The following is a 16,889-nucleotide window of genomic DNA, read 5'->3' as shown; positions in this document are numbered from 1 at the left end:
GAGAGCCCCACGTGACCATCGCGCCAGCCGATCCGGTCTCAGCCGCCGCAGAACAGCACGACGGTCCCGGTGCCGCGCTGTTGCGGACCCTGACCGAGCTGACCGCCGACCTCCCCGACACCGACCCCGGCCGGGTCGCCGCCGCCGCGTTGCGCGGCCGGTCGGCGCGGGCCGACGAGGCGGAGTTGCGGGACCTGGCGACGGAGGCCGCGGCCGGTCTGATCTCCGAGGACCCCGCTTACTCCCGGCTGGCCGCCCGCCTGCTGACGATCGGCATCCGCGCCGAGGCCGCCTCCCAGGGCGTCACGTCCTTCACCGAGTCCGTCGTGGTCGGGCACCGGGAGGGCCTCATCGCCGACCGGACCGCCGAGTTCGTACGGCTGCACGCGGCCCGGCTCGACGCCCTGATCGACCCGGCCGCCGACGACCGCTTCGGCTACTTCGGACTGCGCACGCTCCACAGCCGCTACCTGCTCCGGCACCCCCTCACCCGCAAGGTCGTCGAGACACCCCAGCACTTCATGCTGCGCGTCGCCGCCGGTCTAGCGGAGGACCACACCGCCAGGTCCGTCGACGAAGTGGCCGCGCTCTACGAGCTCATGAGCCGGCTCGACTACCTCCCCTCCTCCCCCACCCTGTTCAACTCCGGCACCCGGCACCCCCAGATGTCGTCCTGCTACCTCCTCGACTCCCCCAAGGACGAGCTGGACTCGATCTACGACCGGTACCACCAGGTGGCGCGGCTGTCGAAGCACGCCGGGGGCATCGGCCTCGCGTACTCCCGTATCCGCGCCCGCGGTTCGCTGATCCGCGGCACCAACGGCCACTCCAACGGCATCGTCCCGTTCCTGAAGACCCTGGACGCCTCGGTCGCCGCCGTGAACCAGGGCGGCCGCCGCAAGGGCGCCGCCGCGGTCTACCTGGAGACCTGGCACTCCGACGTCGAGGAGTTCCTGGAGCTGCGCGACAACACCGGCGAGGACGCCCGCCGTACGCACAACCTGAACCTCGCGCACTGGGTGCCGGACGAGTTCATGCGGCGGGTGAACGCCGACGCGCAGTGGTCGCTGTTCTCCCCCTCGGACGTGCCCGAGCTGGTCGACCTGTGGGGCGAGGAGTTCGACACCGCGTACCGGGCGGCCGAGGCGAAGGGCCTGGCGAAGAGGACCCTGCCCGCCCGCGAGCTGTACGGCCGCATGATGCGCACCCTCGCGCAGACCGGCAACGGCTGGATGACCTTCAAGGACGCCGCCAACCGCACCGCCAACCAGACGGCCGAGCCCGGCCACGTCGTCCACTCCTCCAACCTCTGCACGGAGATCCTGGAGGTCACCAGCGACGGGGAGACGGCGGTCTGCAACCTCGGCTCGGTCAACCTCGGCGCCTTCGTCGACACATCGACCGGTGACCTCGACTGGGACCGGCTGGACGCCACCGTCCGCACCGCCGTGACCTTCCTGGACCGTGTCGTCGACATCAACTTCTACCCGACCGAACAGGCCGGGCGGTCCAACTCCCGCTGGCGTCCGGTCGGCCTCGGCGCGATGGGCCTTCAGGACGTCTTCTTCAAGCTGCGCCTGCCCTTCGACTCGCCGGAGGCCAAGGCCCTCTCCACCCGTATCGCCGAGCGGATCATGCTCGCCGCGTACGAGGCCTCGGCCGACCTCGCCGAGCGGAGCGGTCCGCTGCCGGCCTGGGAGAAGACCCGTACGGCCCGGGGCGTGCTGCACCCCGACCACTACGACGTGGAGCTGACCTGGCCGGAGCGCTGGGCGGCGCTGCGGGAGCGCATCGCCGCGACCGGCATGCGCAACTCGCTGCTCCTCGCGATCGCCCCCACGGCCACCATCGCCTCGATCGCGGGCGTGTACGAGTGCATCGAGCCGCAGGTGTCCAACCTGTTCAAGCGCGAGACGCTGTCGGGCGAGTTCCTCCAGGTCAACTCCTACCTGGTGGACGAGCTCAAGCGGCTCGGCGTGTGGGACGCCCGCAGCCGGGAGGCCCTGCGCGAGGCCAGCGGCTCGGTGCAGGACTTCGCCTGGATCCCCGAGGACGTGCGCGCCCTCTACCGCACTGCGTGGGAGATCCCGCAGCGCGGCCTGATCGACATGGCGGCGGCCAGGACCCCGTTCCTGGACCAGTCCCAGTCCCTGAACCTCTTCCTGGAGACGCCGACCATCGGCAAGCTCTCCTCGATGTACGCCTACGCCTGGAAGTCCGGGCTGAAGACGACGTACTACCTGCGCTCGCGCCCGGCGACCCGCATCGCCCGCGCCGCCCAGGCCACCGTCCCCGCGCAGGCCACCCCGGATCCCGAAGCGGTCGCCTGCTCCCTGGAAAACCCCGAGTCCTGCGAGGCCTGCCAGTAATGAGCACCCAGAACCTTCTCGACCCCGGCTTCGAGCTCACCCTGCGCCCCATGCGCTACCCGGACTTCTACGAGCGCTACCGGGACGCCATCAAGAACACCTGGACCGTGGAGGAGGTCGACCTCCACTCGGACGTCGCCGACCTCGCCAAGCTGTCACCGGCGGAGCAGCACCTGATCGGCCGCCTGGTCGCCTTCTTCGCCACGGGCGACTCGATCGTCGCGAACAACCTGGTGCTGACGCTGTACAAGCACATCAACTCCCCCGAGGCGCGGCTGTATCTGAGCCGCCAGCTCTTCGAGGAGGCCGTGCACGTCCAGTTCTACCTGACGCTCCTCGACACCTATCTCCCCGACCCGGAGGACCGCACGGCGGCCTTCGCGGCCGTGGAGAACATCCCGTCCATCCGCGAGAAGGCGTCGTTCTGCTTCAAGTGGATGGACTCGGTGGAGAAGCTGGACCGGCTGGAGACGCAGGCGGACCGCCGCCGCTTCCTGCTGAACCTGATCTGCTTCGCCGCGTGCATCGAGGGACTGTTCTTCTACGGCGCCTTCGCCTACGTCTACTGGTTCCGCAGCCGGGGCCTGCTGCACGGCCTCGCCACCGGCACCAACTGGGTGTTCCGCGACGAGACGATGCACATGTCCTTCGCCTTCGACGTGGTCGACACCGTCCGCAAGGAGGAGCCGGAGCTGTTCGACGACCAGCTCCGGCAGGAGGTGACGGACATGCTCCGGGAGGCGGTCGAGGCCGAGCTGCAGTTCGCGCGCGACCTGTGCGGTGACGGCCTCCCGGGCATGAACACCGAGTCGATGCGGCAGTACCTGGAGTGCGTCGCCGACCAGCGGCTCACCCGGCTCGGCTTCGCTCCGGTGTACGGCTCCGAGAACCCCTTCTCCTTCATGGAGCTCCAGGGGGTTCAGGAGTTGACCAACTTCTTCGAGCGGCGGCCCTCCGCGTACCAGGTGGCGGTGGAGGGCACCGTCGACCTGGACGAGGACTTCTGAGCCGGCTCGCTCTCCCTGGCCTCCTGGGCCTCCCGGATCTGACGGTCGATGCGCCTCTCGCGCACCAGGCCGAACACGGACGGGAGGATCAGGAGGACCAGGATCCCGAAGGTGGCGGTCAGTCCGATCAGGGCTTCGATCTGGTTCGTGTTCATGGACACCACTGTCGCGCCGATTGCTCCTTACCGTCAGTGGCAGTACTGCCGTAGACCCTCGAATTACTGCCAAGGACGAGGCACACTGGGGGCATGCTGCAGAACGTGGCCGTCGCCCTCCTCGACGGTGTGAACCCCTTCGAACTCGGTGTGGTGTGCGAGGTCTTCGGCACCGACCGCAGCGACGACGGCCTGCCGGTGTACGACTTCGCCGTCGCCTCGGCCGAGGGGCCGGTGCTGCGCATGAACTCGGGCTTCTCGCTCCAGGTCGGGCACGGCCTGGAGCGGCTGGAGGCGGCCGATCTGATCGCCGTGCCGGCCGGGCACAGCTACGCGAGCCGGGACTTCCCGCCGGATCTGCTGGACGCCCTGCGTCACGCGGTCGACCGCGGCGCCCGGGTGCTGAGCGTCTGCTCCGGGGTCTTCGTGCTGGCCGCGGCCGGGCTGCTGGACGGCCGCCGCTGTGCCACGCACTGGAAGCACGCGAAGGACCTCGCCCGGCAGTACCCACGGGTGGTCGTCGAACCGGACGTGCTCTACGTCGACGAGGACCCGGTGATCACCTCCGCCGGCACGGCCGCCGGCATCGACGCCTGCCTCCACCTGGTGCGCAAGGAACAGGGCTCCGAGGTCGCCAACAAGATCGCCCGGCGGATGGTGGTGCCACCGCACCGCGACGGCGGCCAGGCGCAGTACATCGAGCGCCCGCTCCCCCACCCCGAGGGCGACACGATCGGCGAGGTCCTGGCGTGGATGGAGCGTCATCTCGACGAGGAGGTCACCGTCGAGCAGCTCGCCGTCCACGCCCACATGTCCCCGCGCACCTTCGCCCGCCGCTTCCAGCAGGAGACGGGGACGACTCCCTACCGCTGGATCCTGCGCCAGCGCGTTCTGCTGGCCCAGCGGTTGCTGGAAGCGACGGACGAGACGATGGACGCGATCGCCGGCCGAACGGGGTTCGGCAACGCGGCGACGCTGCGCCACCACTTCGTCCGGGCGGTGGGGACGACACCGAACACCTACCGGAGGACGTTCAGAGGCCCCGAAGCGGCCTGAGGCGACACGGCTGTCACCTCCGCACCGGCCGCAGCCGCAGGTCGTGCGGCCGGAGCGTGATGCCGACCCGCGTTGCGGCATTCGAACCGGCCACCTGTTCGAAGCGGTAGCTGGTGGCCAGGGCCGCCGTGATCAGCGTCAGCTGCGCCATGGAGAAGTGGTCGCTCGGGCACTTGCGGTTGCCGGTGCTGAACGGGCTCATGGCGTGCTTCGGGATGTCCTTGACCCGGTCCGGGAGCCAGCGGTCGGGGTCGAACTCCAGGTTCCGCTCGTACGACTTCGCATCGCGCTGGATCGCGTACGGGCTGTAGACGATGTCCGCACCGGCCGGAATGCGATATCCACCGAGTTCCGTGTCCCGCACCGCCCGCCGCGTCAGAATCCAGACGGCGGGACGCAAACGCATCGCCTCCACGACGACATTGTTGGTGTGCCTGAGGTTCCGGACGTCCTGGAATGCCACCGGCCTCCCACCGGTGACGGCTTCTACTTCCTCGCGCACCTTGTCCGCGTGTTCCGGATGTTCCGCGAGCATGTGCAGGAGCCACATGATCGTGGACGCGACGGTTTCGCTGCCGGGAGTGAGGATCGCGACGACCTGGTCGTGGATCTCCTGTTCCCCGATGGGGTCGCCATTGTCGTCCTTCGCCTCCAGCAATGCCGTCAGCAAATCGTCCGGCTTTTGACCGGATGCTCGGCGCTCGGCGACGATCTCGTCGATCAGGAGATGCAAATCGGCCAATGCCCGGTTGAATTCGCGGTTGGCAGGAAGCGGCAGCATGTAGAGCGGTCCGAGCGGCACCACCATCCGCCGGTACATCCCGCGGAAGACGGTGGCGAGCGCGACGCACAGCCGCTCCGCCCGCTCGTCCATATAGTCGCCGCGCAGCAGGCAGCGGGCCGCGACGCGCACGGCCACCCGAAAGGACTCGGAGGTGCAGTCGATGGTCTCCCCCGGCTTCCAGCGCTCGGTCAGCGCATGCGCCTCCTCCTCCATGATCGGCCCGTAGGCGGGGATGGCGTCGAGCCGGAAGGCGGGCTGGATGGTGCGCCGCTGGCGCCGGTGCACCGGGCCGTTCGCCGTGGCCACGCCCTCCTTGCCGAGCAGGCCCTCCAGGGACTCCCACAGCGGCCCGGCGATGATGAAGTCGTTGCTCAGCGCGAGCGCGCCGGTGAGCTCCGGGGTGGTCACCGCGTACACCGTCTTCGGCCCGAGTTTCAGCCGGACCACGTCACCGTGGTCCCGGAGCCGGGACATGAACTCCAGCGGATCGCGCACCAGCTTCCAGCCGTGCCCGAGGAAAGGCACACCGCCGCCTGCCCGGGGCGGCTCACGCAGGTCGGGAGCGGGAGGGGCTTCGGGCTGTGCAGACTCGACGGTCATTTCTCACCTGCCGCTTCGTTGTTGACGTACGGGGGCGTGGACCGGTCGTCCCAGCTGTCGACCATGTACCGGCCGGACTCGTGATGGAACCAGTAGACGGAACTGAACCAGTTCCGCATATTGCTCACACAGGCCCGCACGGCGGCGCTCAGTTCCTTTCCCCGCACGGTACCGTCGGCGAGGTCGTCGGCGAACCGTATTGCTTCCTCTTCGATGTCGAGGAATTCCGTTATGCAGGTCTCGACACGGCGCCGGACTTCCACGATCGCCTGTTCCAGCGTCAGCCCCTCATGGGTGATGAGACTGATTCCGAGATTGTGCACCTCGTCGCCCGCTATTTCCTTCGGCAGTGAGCAGAGGTCGTTGTACCAGGCGGCGAACTCCTGGCTCAGCAGTGCCGCCCGTCGATATGCCGGGTGTTTCCGGACGGCGTCCGGGAGTTCGCAGCCCGCGGCTGGCTCCAGCAGGTCCGTCCAGATCCAGTGGGCGAAGGTGAGCCGGCGCAGACGGAGATATTCCTCGACCGTGGGCACGATTCCGCGGGTGCGGTTGTGGAACTCCCGGTCGTAGGCGTCGATCACCGCGTGGAAGTGCCGGGCGAACCGGAGGTTCCACGTCCGCGGCAGAAACGCGTACAGCCGCGACACGCTGTCCGCGAACCCGGCGACCAGTGGGTCCTCGTGGTGCAGGTGCTCCGCCGGTGCGTCGAGCGCCGAGTGCAGGCGGTCCCGCAGGCGCCGCCAGGCGACCGGACGACCGTGCACGATGTCGCGATCGTGCCGGTCGTCCCAGACGAAGAACCAGGCGCTGTAGTCCGCTATCGCCTGCATGACCTCGTCGGGGGCGCCGACGTAGTACCCCGCCATGAGGTCCGTGTAGCACAGGCCGTCGGCATATTCCTCAACCTTGTCCGCGGGCATGAGCCGCTTTTCGAGCAGCCAGGCGCGGGTCTTCTCCTGGCACTTCGGCCAATACGCGTGGAGTTGCCGGGTAAACGTCGCCTCGATCACCGGGAGAGAGAGCGACGGTGGAACTGCGATCGTGGTCGGTGTCGATGTGGTGCCGTGTGACAAAGCATGCACGAACTAACCCCTCTCAGCCGCCAGTTGGCGCGAGCGCCCCTCCCTTCGTGCCGGGCGTGCGCCGTTGCATACCCCGCTCACCCCATTCAGCACCACAACTGACTCTTCTGGGAACGCATTTGCTTCATTCACTACCCCACAGTGCCGGGATCCTCCCGGTGTGTGACGGGCACCGGATCACAAGAAGAGCAGATGCGATCGAACGTGCGACGCACAGACGAACGGCACAGACGAACGGCGCCTGTTCGGGATGAGAAACCCGAACAGACGCCGTTCTCCTGGTGAGGCTGAGGTGAGGCCGACGCCTCAGTCGTTGGCCACCACGGGGTAGCGGGGCTCGTTCTCGGCCATCTGCCGCAGCGCGTCCTTGCGTTCCCGCTTGGAGAGCCGGTCGATGTACAGGTAGCCGTACAGGTGATCCGTCTCGTGCTGCAAACACCGAGCGAAGTATCCGGTGCCGCGCACCTTGATCGGGTTGCCCTTCTCGTCCTGCCCGGTCACCTCGGCGTAGTCGGGCCGGGCGAGCGGCGCGTACGCGGTGGGCACCGACAGGCAGCCCTCGTTGCTGTCGTCCAGCCGGCGCTTCTCGGCGGGCAGTTCCACGAGCTTGGGGTTGCAGACGACACCGGTGTGCCGGACGCCCTCGTCGTCGGGGCAGTCGTAGACGAAGACCTTCGCGTCGACGCCGATCTGGTTGGCGGCGAGACCGACGCCCTCGGCGGTGCGCTGGCTGGCGAACATGTCCGCGACGAGCTGCTGGAACTCGTCGCCGAAGTCGGTGACGTCCTTGCACTCCTTGTGCAGCACCGGGTTCCCGACCACCGTGATCGGCCGCGAGGTCCCCCGCTCCCGCCAGGCCGCCTCGCGCTCCTCGCAGTCCTCCGTGTCGACCACGTACCCCTCGTCGTCGACGGGAAGCACGCCCGCACGCTGCTGATCGGTGTCCTGCTGAGCCATGACGTTACGTACGCCTTCCTGAACAAATCCAAGCTGGGATGCTGATACAGGGTACGGGGAAGGCGCCCCCTCAGGGGCGCGGGGAACTGCGCGATCAACCCCCACCACAGCGCCGCACCCGTCGGACGACCTAGCACACCTCTTCCAGATCCCGCCAGTCACGAGAATCCGGACTGTCGGCCACCCACCCGTCCAAAAGCCCCCTGACCAGCGAAGCCGGCGCAGCCAACCCGCACTCCCGCTCCGGCACCCACAGCTGCCCGTCCGTCCGGTGCCCCAGCGGCCCGGGATGCCCCGGCTCACTGTGATCATGCGGGTCGAGATGCTCCCCGTCGCCCTCGTCGGAGGGCATCCGTGACTCCGAGCACATCCGGCACAGCAACCGCACCGAAGAGGACCAGTCCTCCGCGGCGAACCCGGCGTCCGCCGCGAGCTGCTCCAGCGCGTCCCGGTCCGACTCGGTCGCCGCCTCCAGCAGCACCACCCAGGTCGGCACCGGGGACGGCGCCCACAGCTCGATCTCGTCGAACACCGGGTACGTGTGCCCGGCGGCCGTGGTCCGCTCCCCGTGCGGCACGCCGTCGTGCAGGACGACCTCGCCCCAGCGCCGCCCCGACGACGGCAGCGGAATGGACAGCACCTCGATCCGCGCGGGATCCAGCCGCCGCCCCCACACGACCTCGGCCTCCCCTTCCGGGGACAGCCGGACGGCCGCGCTGCCGAGGTCCATGCCGACGGGCTCACCGGCGTCGTGGGCGGCCCCCGGCGCCCGCAGCCCGTAGGCCTGCCAGGCGCGCCGGGCCAGCGGCCAGTCCTGGAGGGCGGTCGCGGCGATGCCGACGTTCCACCAGTCGGGCGCGCCGGTGTCCCGGTCGAGCAGGGCCACGGCCCTCAGGCCCGCCGCCCGCGCCTGTTCCCAGTCGTGCCGGAACTTGTGCAGCAGAGCGAGGTTGAACCAGGACTCGGAGAGCCACGGCTCCAGGTCGGCGGCACGTGTCAACAGCGCGCCGGCGTCCTCGTACCGGCCGTCGCCGATGAGTGTGAACGCCCGGTCTGTGGCCTGCCGCCAGGAGGCGGAGGGCCGGTTCCGTCCCTTGCCGAAGATCCTCACGATTCCCGCCTGCCAGTTCCGTGCGGTGGGCTGGCCATAGCTGTGTTGCGAGCCCCCGGACACCTTCTCCTTCGCATCCAACCACGTGCGGCCTCGAGGGCGCTCATTACCCATGGGTTACCCAGCCACGGGCAGGGTCAGACTGCTCCTTGCCAGTACCCGGGCCAGTGATTCCACCACCTCCGGGGCGTACTCCCCGGCGGTGGCGAGCCGGAGTTCCTCCAGCGCCGTCAGCGGCCCGCCGGGACCACCTTCCCGGGACTTCTCCTCGTACGCATTCACCGCACGGACGATCCGCGCGGCGAGCGGCTGTTCGGCGTAGGGGTCGGCCTGCCGCTCCACGACCACGGCCACCGCTTCGTCGACGCCCGTCTGCCGGACGACGGCCCCGCCGAGCAGTGCGATACGCCGCTGTTCCGCGGCGGGCAGAACGGCGGTGGCGCCCGCCGGGACCGGGTCGACGAGGCTCAGCTGGCCGATGTCGTGCATGAGCGCGGCGTACTCCAGCACTGTCAGCTCGGGCTCGGTGAGGCCCAGGTCACGCCCCACCGCCTGGCTGAGCGCGGCCACCCGCCGGGCGTGCCCGCAGGGGGTGTACCCGGCGACCTCGGTGGCCCGCGCGAGGGAGGCGATGGTCTGCCGGTAGGTCGCCCGGACGGCTGCGTAGCGCCGGAAGGACATCTGGGCGAGCAGCAGGGGCACGGAGAAGACGGGCAGCGCCCACAGGCCGACGACGGCGACCGCCAGCGCCATCACCGCACCCGTGGCGATGACGGCCGACCCGATGCCGAGCACGGCGCGCAGCTCGTCCCGCAGCACGGGCCCGAAGGGCCAGCCGGTGCGGGAGTGGGCCAGCGCGGCGGCGAGCACCGCGTCGCACAGCGCGGTCAGGGAGAGCAGCGCGAGCAGCAGCAGCGCGTAGGCGGGGCCGCCCCAGTGGTCGAACATGCCCCGGTTGTACGGGGGCTGGAAGCACACGGCGACGAACCCGACGGTGAGCATCCGGCGGGCCAGGTGGTCGAGCGTGGGCCCCTGTCCCCGGGCGACGTGCGGCACGCTGCCGAGCAGCGAGGCGGCCAGGACGACGGCGACGGCCTGGGCGACACCGTGGTGCGTGGGCCGGCCGCCGGCCTCGCCGAGCAGCGCGTACGACAGGGCCGCGGCGGCGCCGAGCGGCGCGGGTTCCCTGACCTGCGCCCCGTTGCGCCGTGTGAGCTCCCCCACGGTGACGAGGACGCCGAAGGCGAGAGCGACCCGGCGTTCCTCCAGCCCGTTGTTGTTTGTTGCGGCGAGGGATCCGGCGGCGAGGAGGGCGGCACAGGCGTGGACGAGGGTGAACAGCGGGGGCGGCCGGTAGGCGCTCATCGGTGTGCTCCCGGCCTGCTGGGGAGGGGCGCGCCGGGCGGGGGAACGCGGGGCGTGCGGGCGTCGTCGGCGGTCACGGCGGGGCGCCATCCCACCCGGCCGACGGCCTCCACGAGAGCCGCGACCATCACCGGGTCGAACTGGCTGCCGGCGCACCGCTCCAGCTCCGCCAGGGCCACCGCGACGGGCCGGGCCCGGCTGTAGCTCCGGGTGGAGGTCATCGCGTCGAAGGCGTCCGCGACCGCCACCACCCGGGCGGATTCCGGGATCTGACGGCCCAGCAGCCCGTACGGGTACCCGCTGCCGTCCAGCCGTTCGTGGTGGTGCAGTACGGCTGCGCGGGCCTCGCCGAGGAAGCCGATGCCCCGCACCATCTCGTGCCCGTACTCGGGGTGCAGCTCGATCACCCGCCGCTCCTCGGGCGTCAGCGGCCCGTCCTTCCTGAGCAGCCGGGTGGGCACGCCGAGCTTGCCGACGTCGTGCAGGATCCCGGCGAAGCGGAGCACCTCGACGCGCTCGTCGGCCATGCCCAGCTCACGCGCGATCATCATGGAGGCCTGCCCGACGCGCTCGCTGTGCCCGCGCGTGTAGCCGTCCTTGATGTCGACGGCCTGGACCAGTGCCCGGATGGTCGCCTGGTGGGCGGCCCGTTCCCGGTGGTACTGCGCGAAGGCCCACCAGGAGACGCACATCGGCAGCAGCACGAGCAGCGCGGCCACGGGTCCGTACGGGCTGCGCCACAGCACGGCCATCATCAGCCCGGCCAGCCCGTGCACGGCGATCGGCGCCAGGGAGCGCTCCACCAGCCCCCGCCAGGCCCGCCGCACCGGCACCCGCTCCGCCACGACCAGGATTCCGCCGTCCAGCAGCGCGAGCACCAGGCAGAACGCCAGCACGGCCGCCCCGGCCGGTCCGAGGGCGTAGGGGACGTCGCCTTCGAGCACGGCGTTCCGTCCGCCGAGCGCCGTGTGCACCCGGGCCGCGGTCCACACGCCGAGGACGAGCTGGGCCGCCCGCCAGATCCGGCGCAGCGCCACCGGCCGCTGCCCGGCGGGAGACAGCAGCGCACCGGGCACCGCCACCAGGGCGGCGGCGGGCGCGGGCAGCAGGAAGGCACCCGCGAGCAGCACGGGGTAGAAGGTCCCGGCGGGGTGGGAGATCCCGACGAACCGGGACCGGGCGACACGCTCGCAGCCCGCGTACAGCGCGGCGAGCAGCGCGACGGCCCACCAGGGCGTGCGGATGCCCGGCGGCGGCAGCAGGCAGAGCAGGGCGGCCAGGGCGACACAGGCGACATACACACGTGTCCGCGCCGGTACCGCTTCCATGAGCCCCTCCCCGGCCATGACCGTCAGGCCCGGAGCCTAGGACGCCAGAGGGGGCTCCGCGGGCCGATAGCCCGCGGGTTAGCACGTTCGAGTGACGCCTTCGAGGATGACTACCCCCTCGGGAGGGGGGTAGTTGAAAGGCGCAGGAGTCTCAGGACTCCGTCGGCGTGGCGGGCGAGGCGGTGACGTCCTTGTCGGGGACCGCCTGGCCGGAGCGGATCAGGTCGATCCGCCCCATGACCTTGGCGCGCAGGTCGCCCGGCACGTCGTCATGCCCGCAGCAACGCTTGACCAGCTTTTTCACGGCCTGCTCGAGCCCGTACTTCTCGAGGCAGGGCGAGCATTCCTCGAAGTGGTGCTCGAACTTCACGCAGTCCGAGTCCGGCATCTCACGGTCGAGGAACTCGTAGAGATGATCGAGGATTTCGCTGCAATCCGTCTCGTGCGGCTCTCCGCAGCTCATGACCCCGAGCCTTTCGCTTCGTTCGACTCTCCGGCGCCGGCCGGGACCATCCCACGGTCGCGGGCGTAGTCCTCCAGCATGCCGCGCAGCTGACGGCGGCCCCGGTGCAGCCGGGACATCACCGTACCGATGGGTGTCCCCATGATGTCGGCGATCTCCTTGTAGGCAAACCCCTCGACGTCCGCCAGATACACGGCGATGCGGAACTCCTCGGGGATCGCCTGGAGCGCTTCCTTCACGTCCGAGTCGGGCAGGTGGTCGAGCGCCTGCGACTCCGCGGAGCGCAGACCCGTCGACATGTGCGACTCGGCGCGGGCGAGCTGCCAGTCCTCGATCTCCTCGGCCGCGCTGCGCTGAGGTTCGCGCTGCTTCTTGCGGTACGAGTTGATGAAGGTGTTGGTGAGGATCCGGTACAGCCACGCCTTGAGGTTGGTGCCCTCGCGGAACTGGTGGAAGGACGCGTACGCCTTGGCGTACGTCTCCTGCACCAGGTCTTCGGCGTCGGCCGGGTTGCGCGTCATGCGCAGCGCGGCCGAGTACATCTGGTCGAGGAACTCGAGCGCGTCCCGTTCGAAGCGCGCACTGCGCTGCGCGGCCGTCTCGGCGGCCGTGCCGCCCTGGCCGTCGGGCTGCTCCGCCTGGCCGTGTTCGGTCCCTGCGTCGGTCCCTGTGACCGGACCCACCTCCTCAAGTGTTCTCGTGAGACCGAAAGCGGTCTCACCCGAATCGGAGGATAGACGACGATCCGGCCCGCCCGCCGCCCGAATCGGGGCGGTCCTGGCCGCGTGCAGCACCGTCCAGTCCAGGTCGGCGCGGCTGCTGCGGGTCGGGCAGATGGTCGAACCCATGCGGCGGACTCCCTCTCCTACGGCGTCGGTGCTGGTCTCCAGCACGTACGTCCCGCACAACAGTGACCGCCGCCCCGGCATTCCCGAAGCTTTACCCGAGCGCCCCGGTCCACTCGACGACCGCGTCCGTGATGACCGCCACGGCCTCGTCCTGCGAGATCTCCGCACGCTTCGGCACGGCGAAGCCGTGATCCCCGTGCGGAACCTCCACGAGCCGGTAGGGCCCCTCGGGGAACTCCTCCGGCTTCCCGAACGGGTCGTTGCCGCCCTGGACGACCAGCGTGGGCACCCCTGAACCCAGCAGTTCCTCCGCTCGGGACTTCTCGGGCTTGCCCGGCGGGTGCAGCGGGAAGCTGAGGGCGAGGACGGCGTGGGCGCCGAGCTCGGTGGCGGTGCGGCAGGCGACCCGGGCCCCGGCGCTGCGCCCGCCGGACACCACGGGCTGGCCGGGCCCGGCCAGCGCGGGCCAGATGCCGCGCCAGCCGACGTCCAGGGTCCTGGGCGCGGGTGCCAGTTTCTTCCCGGCCACCCGCCAGGGCTGCTCCACGCGGGCCACGGTCACGCCGTGCGCGGGCAGGACGGCGGCCAGGGCCTTCAGGTCACGGGCCTCGATGCCGCCGCCGGCGCCGTGGCTGACGGCGAGAACCAGCCGCGCCTTCTTCGCCTCGTGCCAGGTGATGCGGGCGGGGCCGGCGTCGGTCTCGACGGTTTCCGTCGTCGCGTTCGTCACATGCGTCACGTCAGAAGAGTGTGCCCTCTTCGGGCCCTTCCAGCTCCTTCAGCAGCTCCGGCCCGTTGTTGCGGACGTTGCTGACGGCCGTGGTGACGGGGTAGGCGCGCATCAGCCCGGCGGGCGGCGGGGCGAGCAGTTCGAGCAGGTCGCCGGCGTCCGTGCGGGACGGGTCCAGCCAGGCGTCCCAGCGGTCGGACGTCAGCATCAGCGGCATCCGGGGATGGATGTCGGCCAGGGCCCGGGGCCCGTCGGCCGGGGCCACCGCGAGGGGGCTCTGCTCCGCCTCCGTCGTGATGACCGAGCACGTCACCCACCAGGCCTGCGGGTGGTCGTCCGGCAGCGTGCGGTCCCGCCAGAACTCGTACAGCCCGGCCATCGCGAAGACCGACCCGTCCGCGGGCGTCACGAAGTAGGGCTGCTTGCGCGGGCGCTTCTTCTTGCCCTCGACCTCCAGCTCGCGCTCCTGCGTGCCGGTGACCCACTCGTAGTAGCCGTCGGCGGGCAGGATGCAGCGCCGGGAGGTGAAGGCGCGACGGTAGGACGGCTTCTCGTGGACGGTCTCCGCCCGTGCGTTGATCATCCGGGCACCGCCCTCGGGGGTCTTCGACCAGGACGGGACGAGGCCCCACTTCAGCTTGCGCAGCTGGCGAACCGGGCGCGGGTCGGCCACGTCTTTCAAAGGGCGGTCGAGGACGGCGTAGACCTCTTTGGTGGGCGCGACGTTGTAGTCCGGCTCCAGAGTCTCCTCGGGCTCCCACTTCTCGACCTCAAAGATTCCTGCGAGATCCTCTGGCCTACGACTCGCTGAATACCGTCCGCACATACGTGCCACACTGCCAGATTCCATCCGCCCACAGGGAGCCAACGCCTTACATGGACAGCACCGCAACCGCCTCGCTCGCCTCCCTCTGGGACGAGGTCTCCGGTACGCAGCCCGACCCCGACCTCTGGGTGGTGATCGCGACCCTGGCCGCCGCGCTGGCCGTGGTGGTCCCGCACGGTCTGTGGCGCATCTCCCGCAACGCCATCACCATCGCCCACGAGGGCGGCCACGGGCTCGTGGCCCTGCTCACCGGCCGCACCCTCACCGGCATACGTCTGCACTCGGACACCAGCGGCCTGACCGTCAGCCGCGGCAAGCCGCACGGCATCGGCATGATCCTCACCGCGGCCGCCGGCTACACCGCCCCTCCCCTGCTGGGCCTCGGCGGCGCGGCCCTGCTCGGCGCCGGCCGCATCACGCTCCTGCTGTGGGTGGCCACGGCCCTGCTCCTGGCCATGCTCGTGATGATCCGCAACGCCTACGGCGCCCTGACCCTGATCATCACCGGCGGGCTGTTCGTCGTGGTCTCCTGGCTGGCCGGTCCGCAGGTACAGGCGGCCTTCGCCTACGTGGTGGTGTGGTTCCTGTTGCTGGGCGGGGTGCGGCCGGCGTTCGAGCTCCAGGCGAAGCGGTCGCGGGGCGGTGCGGGTGACTCGGACGCCGACCAGCTGTCGCGGCTGACACATGTGCCGGCGGGCTTGTGGCTCTTCCTGTTCCACGCGGTGTCGTTGTGCTCGCTGATCGGGGGAGGGCGCTGGCTACTGGGCTTGTGACCAGCCCACCTCAGGGCGCGGGGCTGTGCCGATCTGCGGCTCCGCCGTGGGGCGCGACCAGCCACGACGCAGCAGCACTCGAACCACTGCCTGCTTATAAAGTGGGGGCCATGGCCCCGAACACCGCAGACACCGCCCTCTGGCCCGCCCCGCACGCGAGCGGAGCCGTCGACGCGACGGTCCACGTGCCGGGGTCCAAGTCGGTCACCAACCGCGCCTTGGTCCTCGCCTCCCTGTCCTCCGAGCCCGGCTGGCTCCGCCGCCCGCTCCGCTCCCGCGACACCCTGCTGATGGCCGGCGCGCTGCGTGCCATGGGCATCGAGATCGAGGAGGGCGTGGGCCCCGACGGCACCGGCGAGGCCTGGCGGGTGCTCCCCACGGGCCTGCGCGGCCCGGCCACGGTCGACGTCGGCAACGCCGGCACGGTGATGCGGTTCCTGCCGCCGGTCGCCGCGCTCGCCGACGGTCCCGTCCGGTTCGACGGCGACCCCCGCTCCTACGAGCGTCCCCTGACCGGTGTCATCGACGCGCTGCGTCAGCTCGGCGCCCGGATCGACGACGACGGCCGTGGCGCACTGCCCCTGACCGTGCACGGCAGCGGCGCCCTGGAGGGCGGCCAGGTCGCGATCGACGCGTCCTCCTCGTCGCAGTTCGTGAGCGCCCTGCTGCTGTCCGGCCCCCGCTTCAACCAGGGCGTCGAGGTCCGCCACACCGGCAGCACGCTGCCCTCCATGCCGCACATCCGGATGACCGTCGACATGCTGCGCGCGGTCGGCGCGCAGGTGGACACGCCCGAGTCGGGCGGCGAGCCGAACGTCTGGCGGGTCACGCCGGGCGCCCTGCTCGGCCGGGACCTCGTCATCGAGCCGGACCTGTCCAACGCCCAGCCGTTCCTCGCGGCGGCCCTGGTGACCGGCGGCAAGGTCGTCATCCCCGACTGGCCGGCCCACACCACCCAGCCCGGTGACCGGCTGCGCGAGATCTTCACCGAGATGGGCGGCTCCTGCGAACTGACCGAGTACGGGCTCGTGTTCACCGGCTCGGGCTCGGTCCACGGCATCGACGTCGACCTGGGCGAGGTCGGCGAGCTGACGCCGGGCATCGCCGCGGTCGCGGCCCTCGCGGACTCGCCGTCGACCCTGCGCGGCGTGGCCCACCTGCGGCTGCACGAGACGGACCGGCTGGCCGCGCTGACGAAGGAGATCAACGAACTCGGCGGTGACGTCACCGAGACCGCCGACGGGCTGCACATCCGCCCGCGCCGCCTGCACGGCGGGGTCTTCCACACGTACGACGACCACCGCATGGCCACGGCCGGCGCGATCCTCGGCCTCGGGGTGGAGGGAGTGCAGATCGAGAACGTGGCGACGACGGCGAAGACCCTGCCCGACTTCCCCGACCTGTGGACCGGGATGCTCGGGGCGTAGGGCGCAGG

At 70.7% G+C, this 16,889-nt stretch carries 16 protein-coding genes; 5 read left to right on the top strand and 11 right to left on the bottom strand.

Features of this window, described 5'->3' with window-relative positions; translation table 11 throughout:
- The first annotated feature begins 11 nt into the window (after nt 1-11).
- Nucleotides 12-2,369 (top strand): ribonucleoside-diphosphate reductase subunit alpha, encoded by a 2,358-nt coding sequence (locus SSQG_RS26060; protein ID WP_039933636.1) that lies wholly within the window; start codon nt 12-14, stop codon nt 2,367-2,369.
- Nucleotides 2,369-3,376, top strand: a complete 1,008-nt coding sequence (locus SSQG_RS26055) for a ribonucleotide-diphosphate reductase subunit beta (protein ID WP_039933635.1) — start codon at nt 2,369-2,371, stop codon at nt 3,374-3,376. Before SSQG_RS26060 ends, SSQG_RS26055 begins: the two co-directional genes overlap by 1 nt.
- On the opposite strand, the gene SSQG_RS41940 is transcribed toward SSQG_RS26055, so the two are convergent.
- Nucleotides 3,289-3,531, bottom strand: a complete 243-nt coding sequence (locus tag SSQG_RS41940) for a hypothetical protein (RefSeq protein WP_167545767.1) — start codon at nt 3,529-3,531, stop codon at nt 3,289-3,291. The two genes, SSQG_RS26055 and SSQG_RS41940, sit on opposite strands and share 88 nt — an antisense overlap.
- Before the next feature lie 93 nt (nt 3,532-3,624).
- Here SSQG_RS41940 and SSQG_RS26045 point away from each other — a divergent pair, with 93 nt between their 5' ends.
- A complete protein-coding gene (locus SSQG_RS26045) occupies nt 3,625-4,587 on the top strand; it encodes a GlxA family transcriptional regulator (protein WP_039933633.1) in 963 nt (320 codons plus the stop codon).
- Between the two features lie 13 nt (nt 4,588-4,600).
- On the opposite strand, the gene SSQG_RS26040 is transcribed toward SSQG_RS26045, so the two are convergent.
- The 10 genes from SSQG_RS26040 to SSQG_RS25995 form a co-directional block, all read right to left on the bottom strand.
- The gene (locus SSQG_RS26040) at nt 4,601-5,971 is read right to left on the bottom strand and encodes a cytochrome P450 (RefSeq protein ID WP_003992852.1); all 1,371 of its coding nucleotides are present in this window, start codon (nt 5,969-5,971) and stop codon (nt 4,601-4,603) included.
- Nucleotides 5,968-7,053: an epi-isozizaene synthase gene (gene cyc1, locus SSQG_RS26035; protein WP_003992851.1), complete on the bottom strand. Its 1,086-nt coding sequence runs from the start codon at nt 7,051-7,053 to the stop codon at nt 5,968-5,970. Before cyc1 ends, SSQG_RS26040 begins: the two co-directional genes overlap by 4 nt.
- 306 nt (nt 7,054-7,359) lie before the next feature.
- Nucleotides 7,360-8,010, bottom strand: a complete 651-nt coding sequence (gene def, locus SSQG_RS26030; RefSeq protein ID WP_003992850.1) for a peptide deformylase — start codon at nt 8,008-8,010, stop codon at nt 7,360-7,362.
- A gap of 130 nt (nt 8,011-8,140) precedes the next feature.
- Complete coding sequence (locus SSQG_RS26025; RefSeq protein ID WP_003992849.1) at nt 8,141-9,121, bottom strand: tetratricopeptide repeat protein; 981 nt, start codon at nt 9,119-9,121, stop codon at nt 8,141-8,143.
- A 117-nt stretch (nt 9,122-9,238) separates the two neighbouring features.
- A complete protein-coding gene (locus tag SSQG_RS26020) occupies nt 9,239-10,486 on the bottom strand; it encodes an HD-GYP domain-containing protein (protein WP_003992848.1) in 1,248 nt (415 codons plus the stop codon).
- Nucleotides 10,483-11,814, bottom strand: coding sequence for an HD-GYP domain-containing protein (locus tag SSQG_RS26015; protein WP_039933630.1), 1,332 nt, complete (start codon nt 11,812-11,814; stop codon nt 10,483-10,485). Before SSQG_RS26015 ends, SSQG_RS26020 begins: the two co-directional genes overlap by 4 nt.
- A gap of 151 nt (nt 11,815-11,965) precedes the next feature.
- Complete coding sequence (gene rsrA / locus SSQG_RS26010; RefSeq protein WP_003992846.1) at nt 11,966-12,277, bottom strand: mycothiol system anti-sigma-R factor; 312 nt, start codon at nt 12,275-12,277, stop codon at nt 11,966-11,968.
- Nucleotides 12,274-12,960: an RNA polymerase sigma factor SigR gene (sigR, locus tag SSQG_RS26005; protein WP_039933629.1), complete on the bottom strand. Its 687-nt coding sequence runs from the start codon at nt 12,958-12,960 to the stop codon at nt 12,274-12,276. Before sigR ends, rsrA begins: the two co-directional genes overlap by 4 nt.
- Before the next feature lie 256 nt (nt 12,961-13,216).
- Complete coding sequence (locus SSQG_RS26000) at nt 13,217-13,855, bottom strand: alpha/beta family hydrolase (protein ID WP_003992844.1); 639 nt, start codon at nt 13,853-13,855, stop codon at nt 13,217-13,219.
- A 10-nt stretch (nt 13,856-13,865) separates the two neighbouring features.
- Nucleotides 13,866-14,681, bottom strand: a complete 816-nt coding sequence (locus tag SSQG_RS25995; protein WP_003992843.1) for an SOS response-associated peptidase — start codon at nt 14,679-14,681, stop codon at nt 13,866-13,868.
- A 50-nt stretch (nt 14,682-14,731) separates the two neighbouring features.
- On the opposite strand from SSQG_RS25995, the gene SSQG_RS25990 reads away from it, so the two are divergent.
- Both SSQG_RS25990 and aroA read left to right on the top strand, forming a co-directional pair.
- A complete protein-coding gene (locus tag SSQG_RS25990) occupies nt 14,732-15,454 on the top strand; it encodes a M50 family metallopeptidase (RefSeq protein ID WP_003992842.1) in 723 nt (240 codons plus the stop codon).
- A gap of 110 nt (nt 15,455-15,564) precedes the next feature.
- The gene (gene aroA, locus SSQG_RS25985) at nt 15,565-16,881 is read left to right on the top strand and encodes a 3-phosphoshikimate 1-carboxyvinyltransferase (RefSeq protein WP_003992841.1); all 1,317 of its coding nucleotides are present in this window, start codon (nt 15,565-15,567) and stop codon (nt 16,879-16,881) included.
- Nucleotides 16,882-16,889: the final 8 nt, after the last annotated feature.

It is taken from the genome of Streptomyces viridochromogenes DSM 40736 (assembly GCF_000158955.1).
GTDB lineage: Bacteria > Actinomycetota > Actinomycetes > Streptomycetales > Streptomycetaceae > Streptomyces > Streptomyces venetus.
This window is presented reverse-complemented; position numbering and strand designations above follow the sequence as displayed.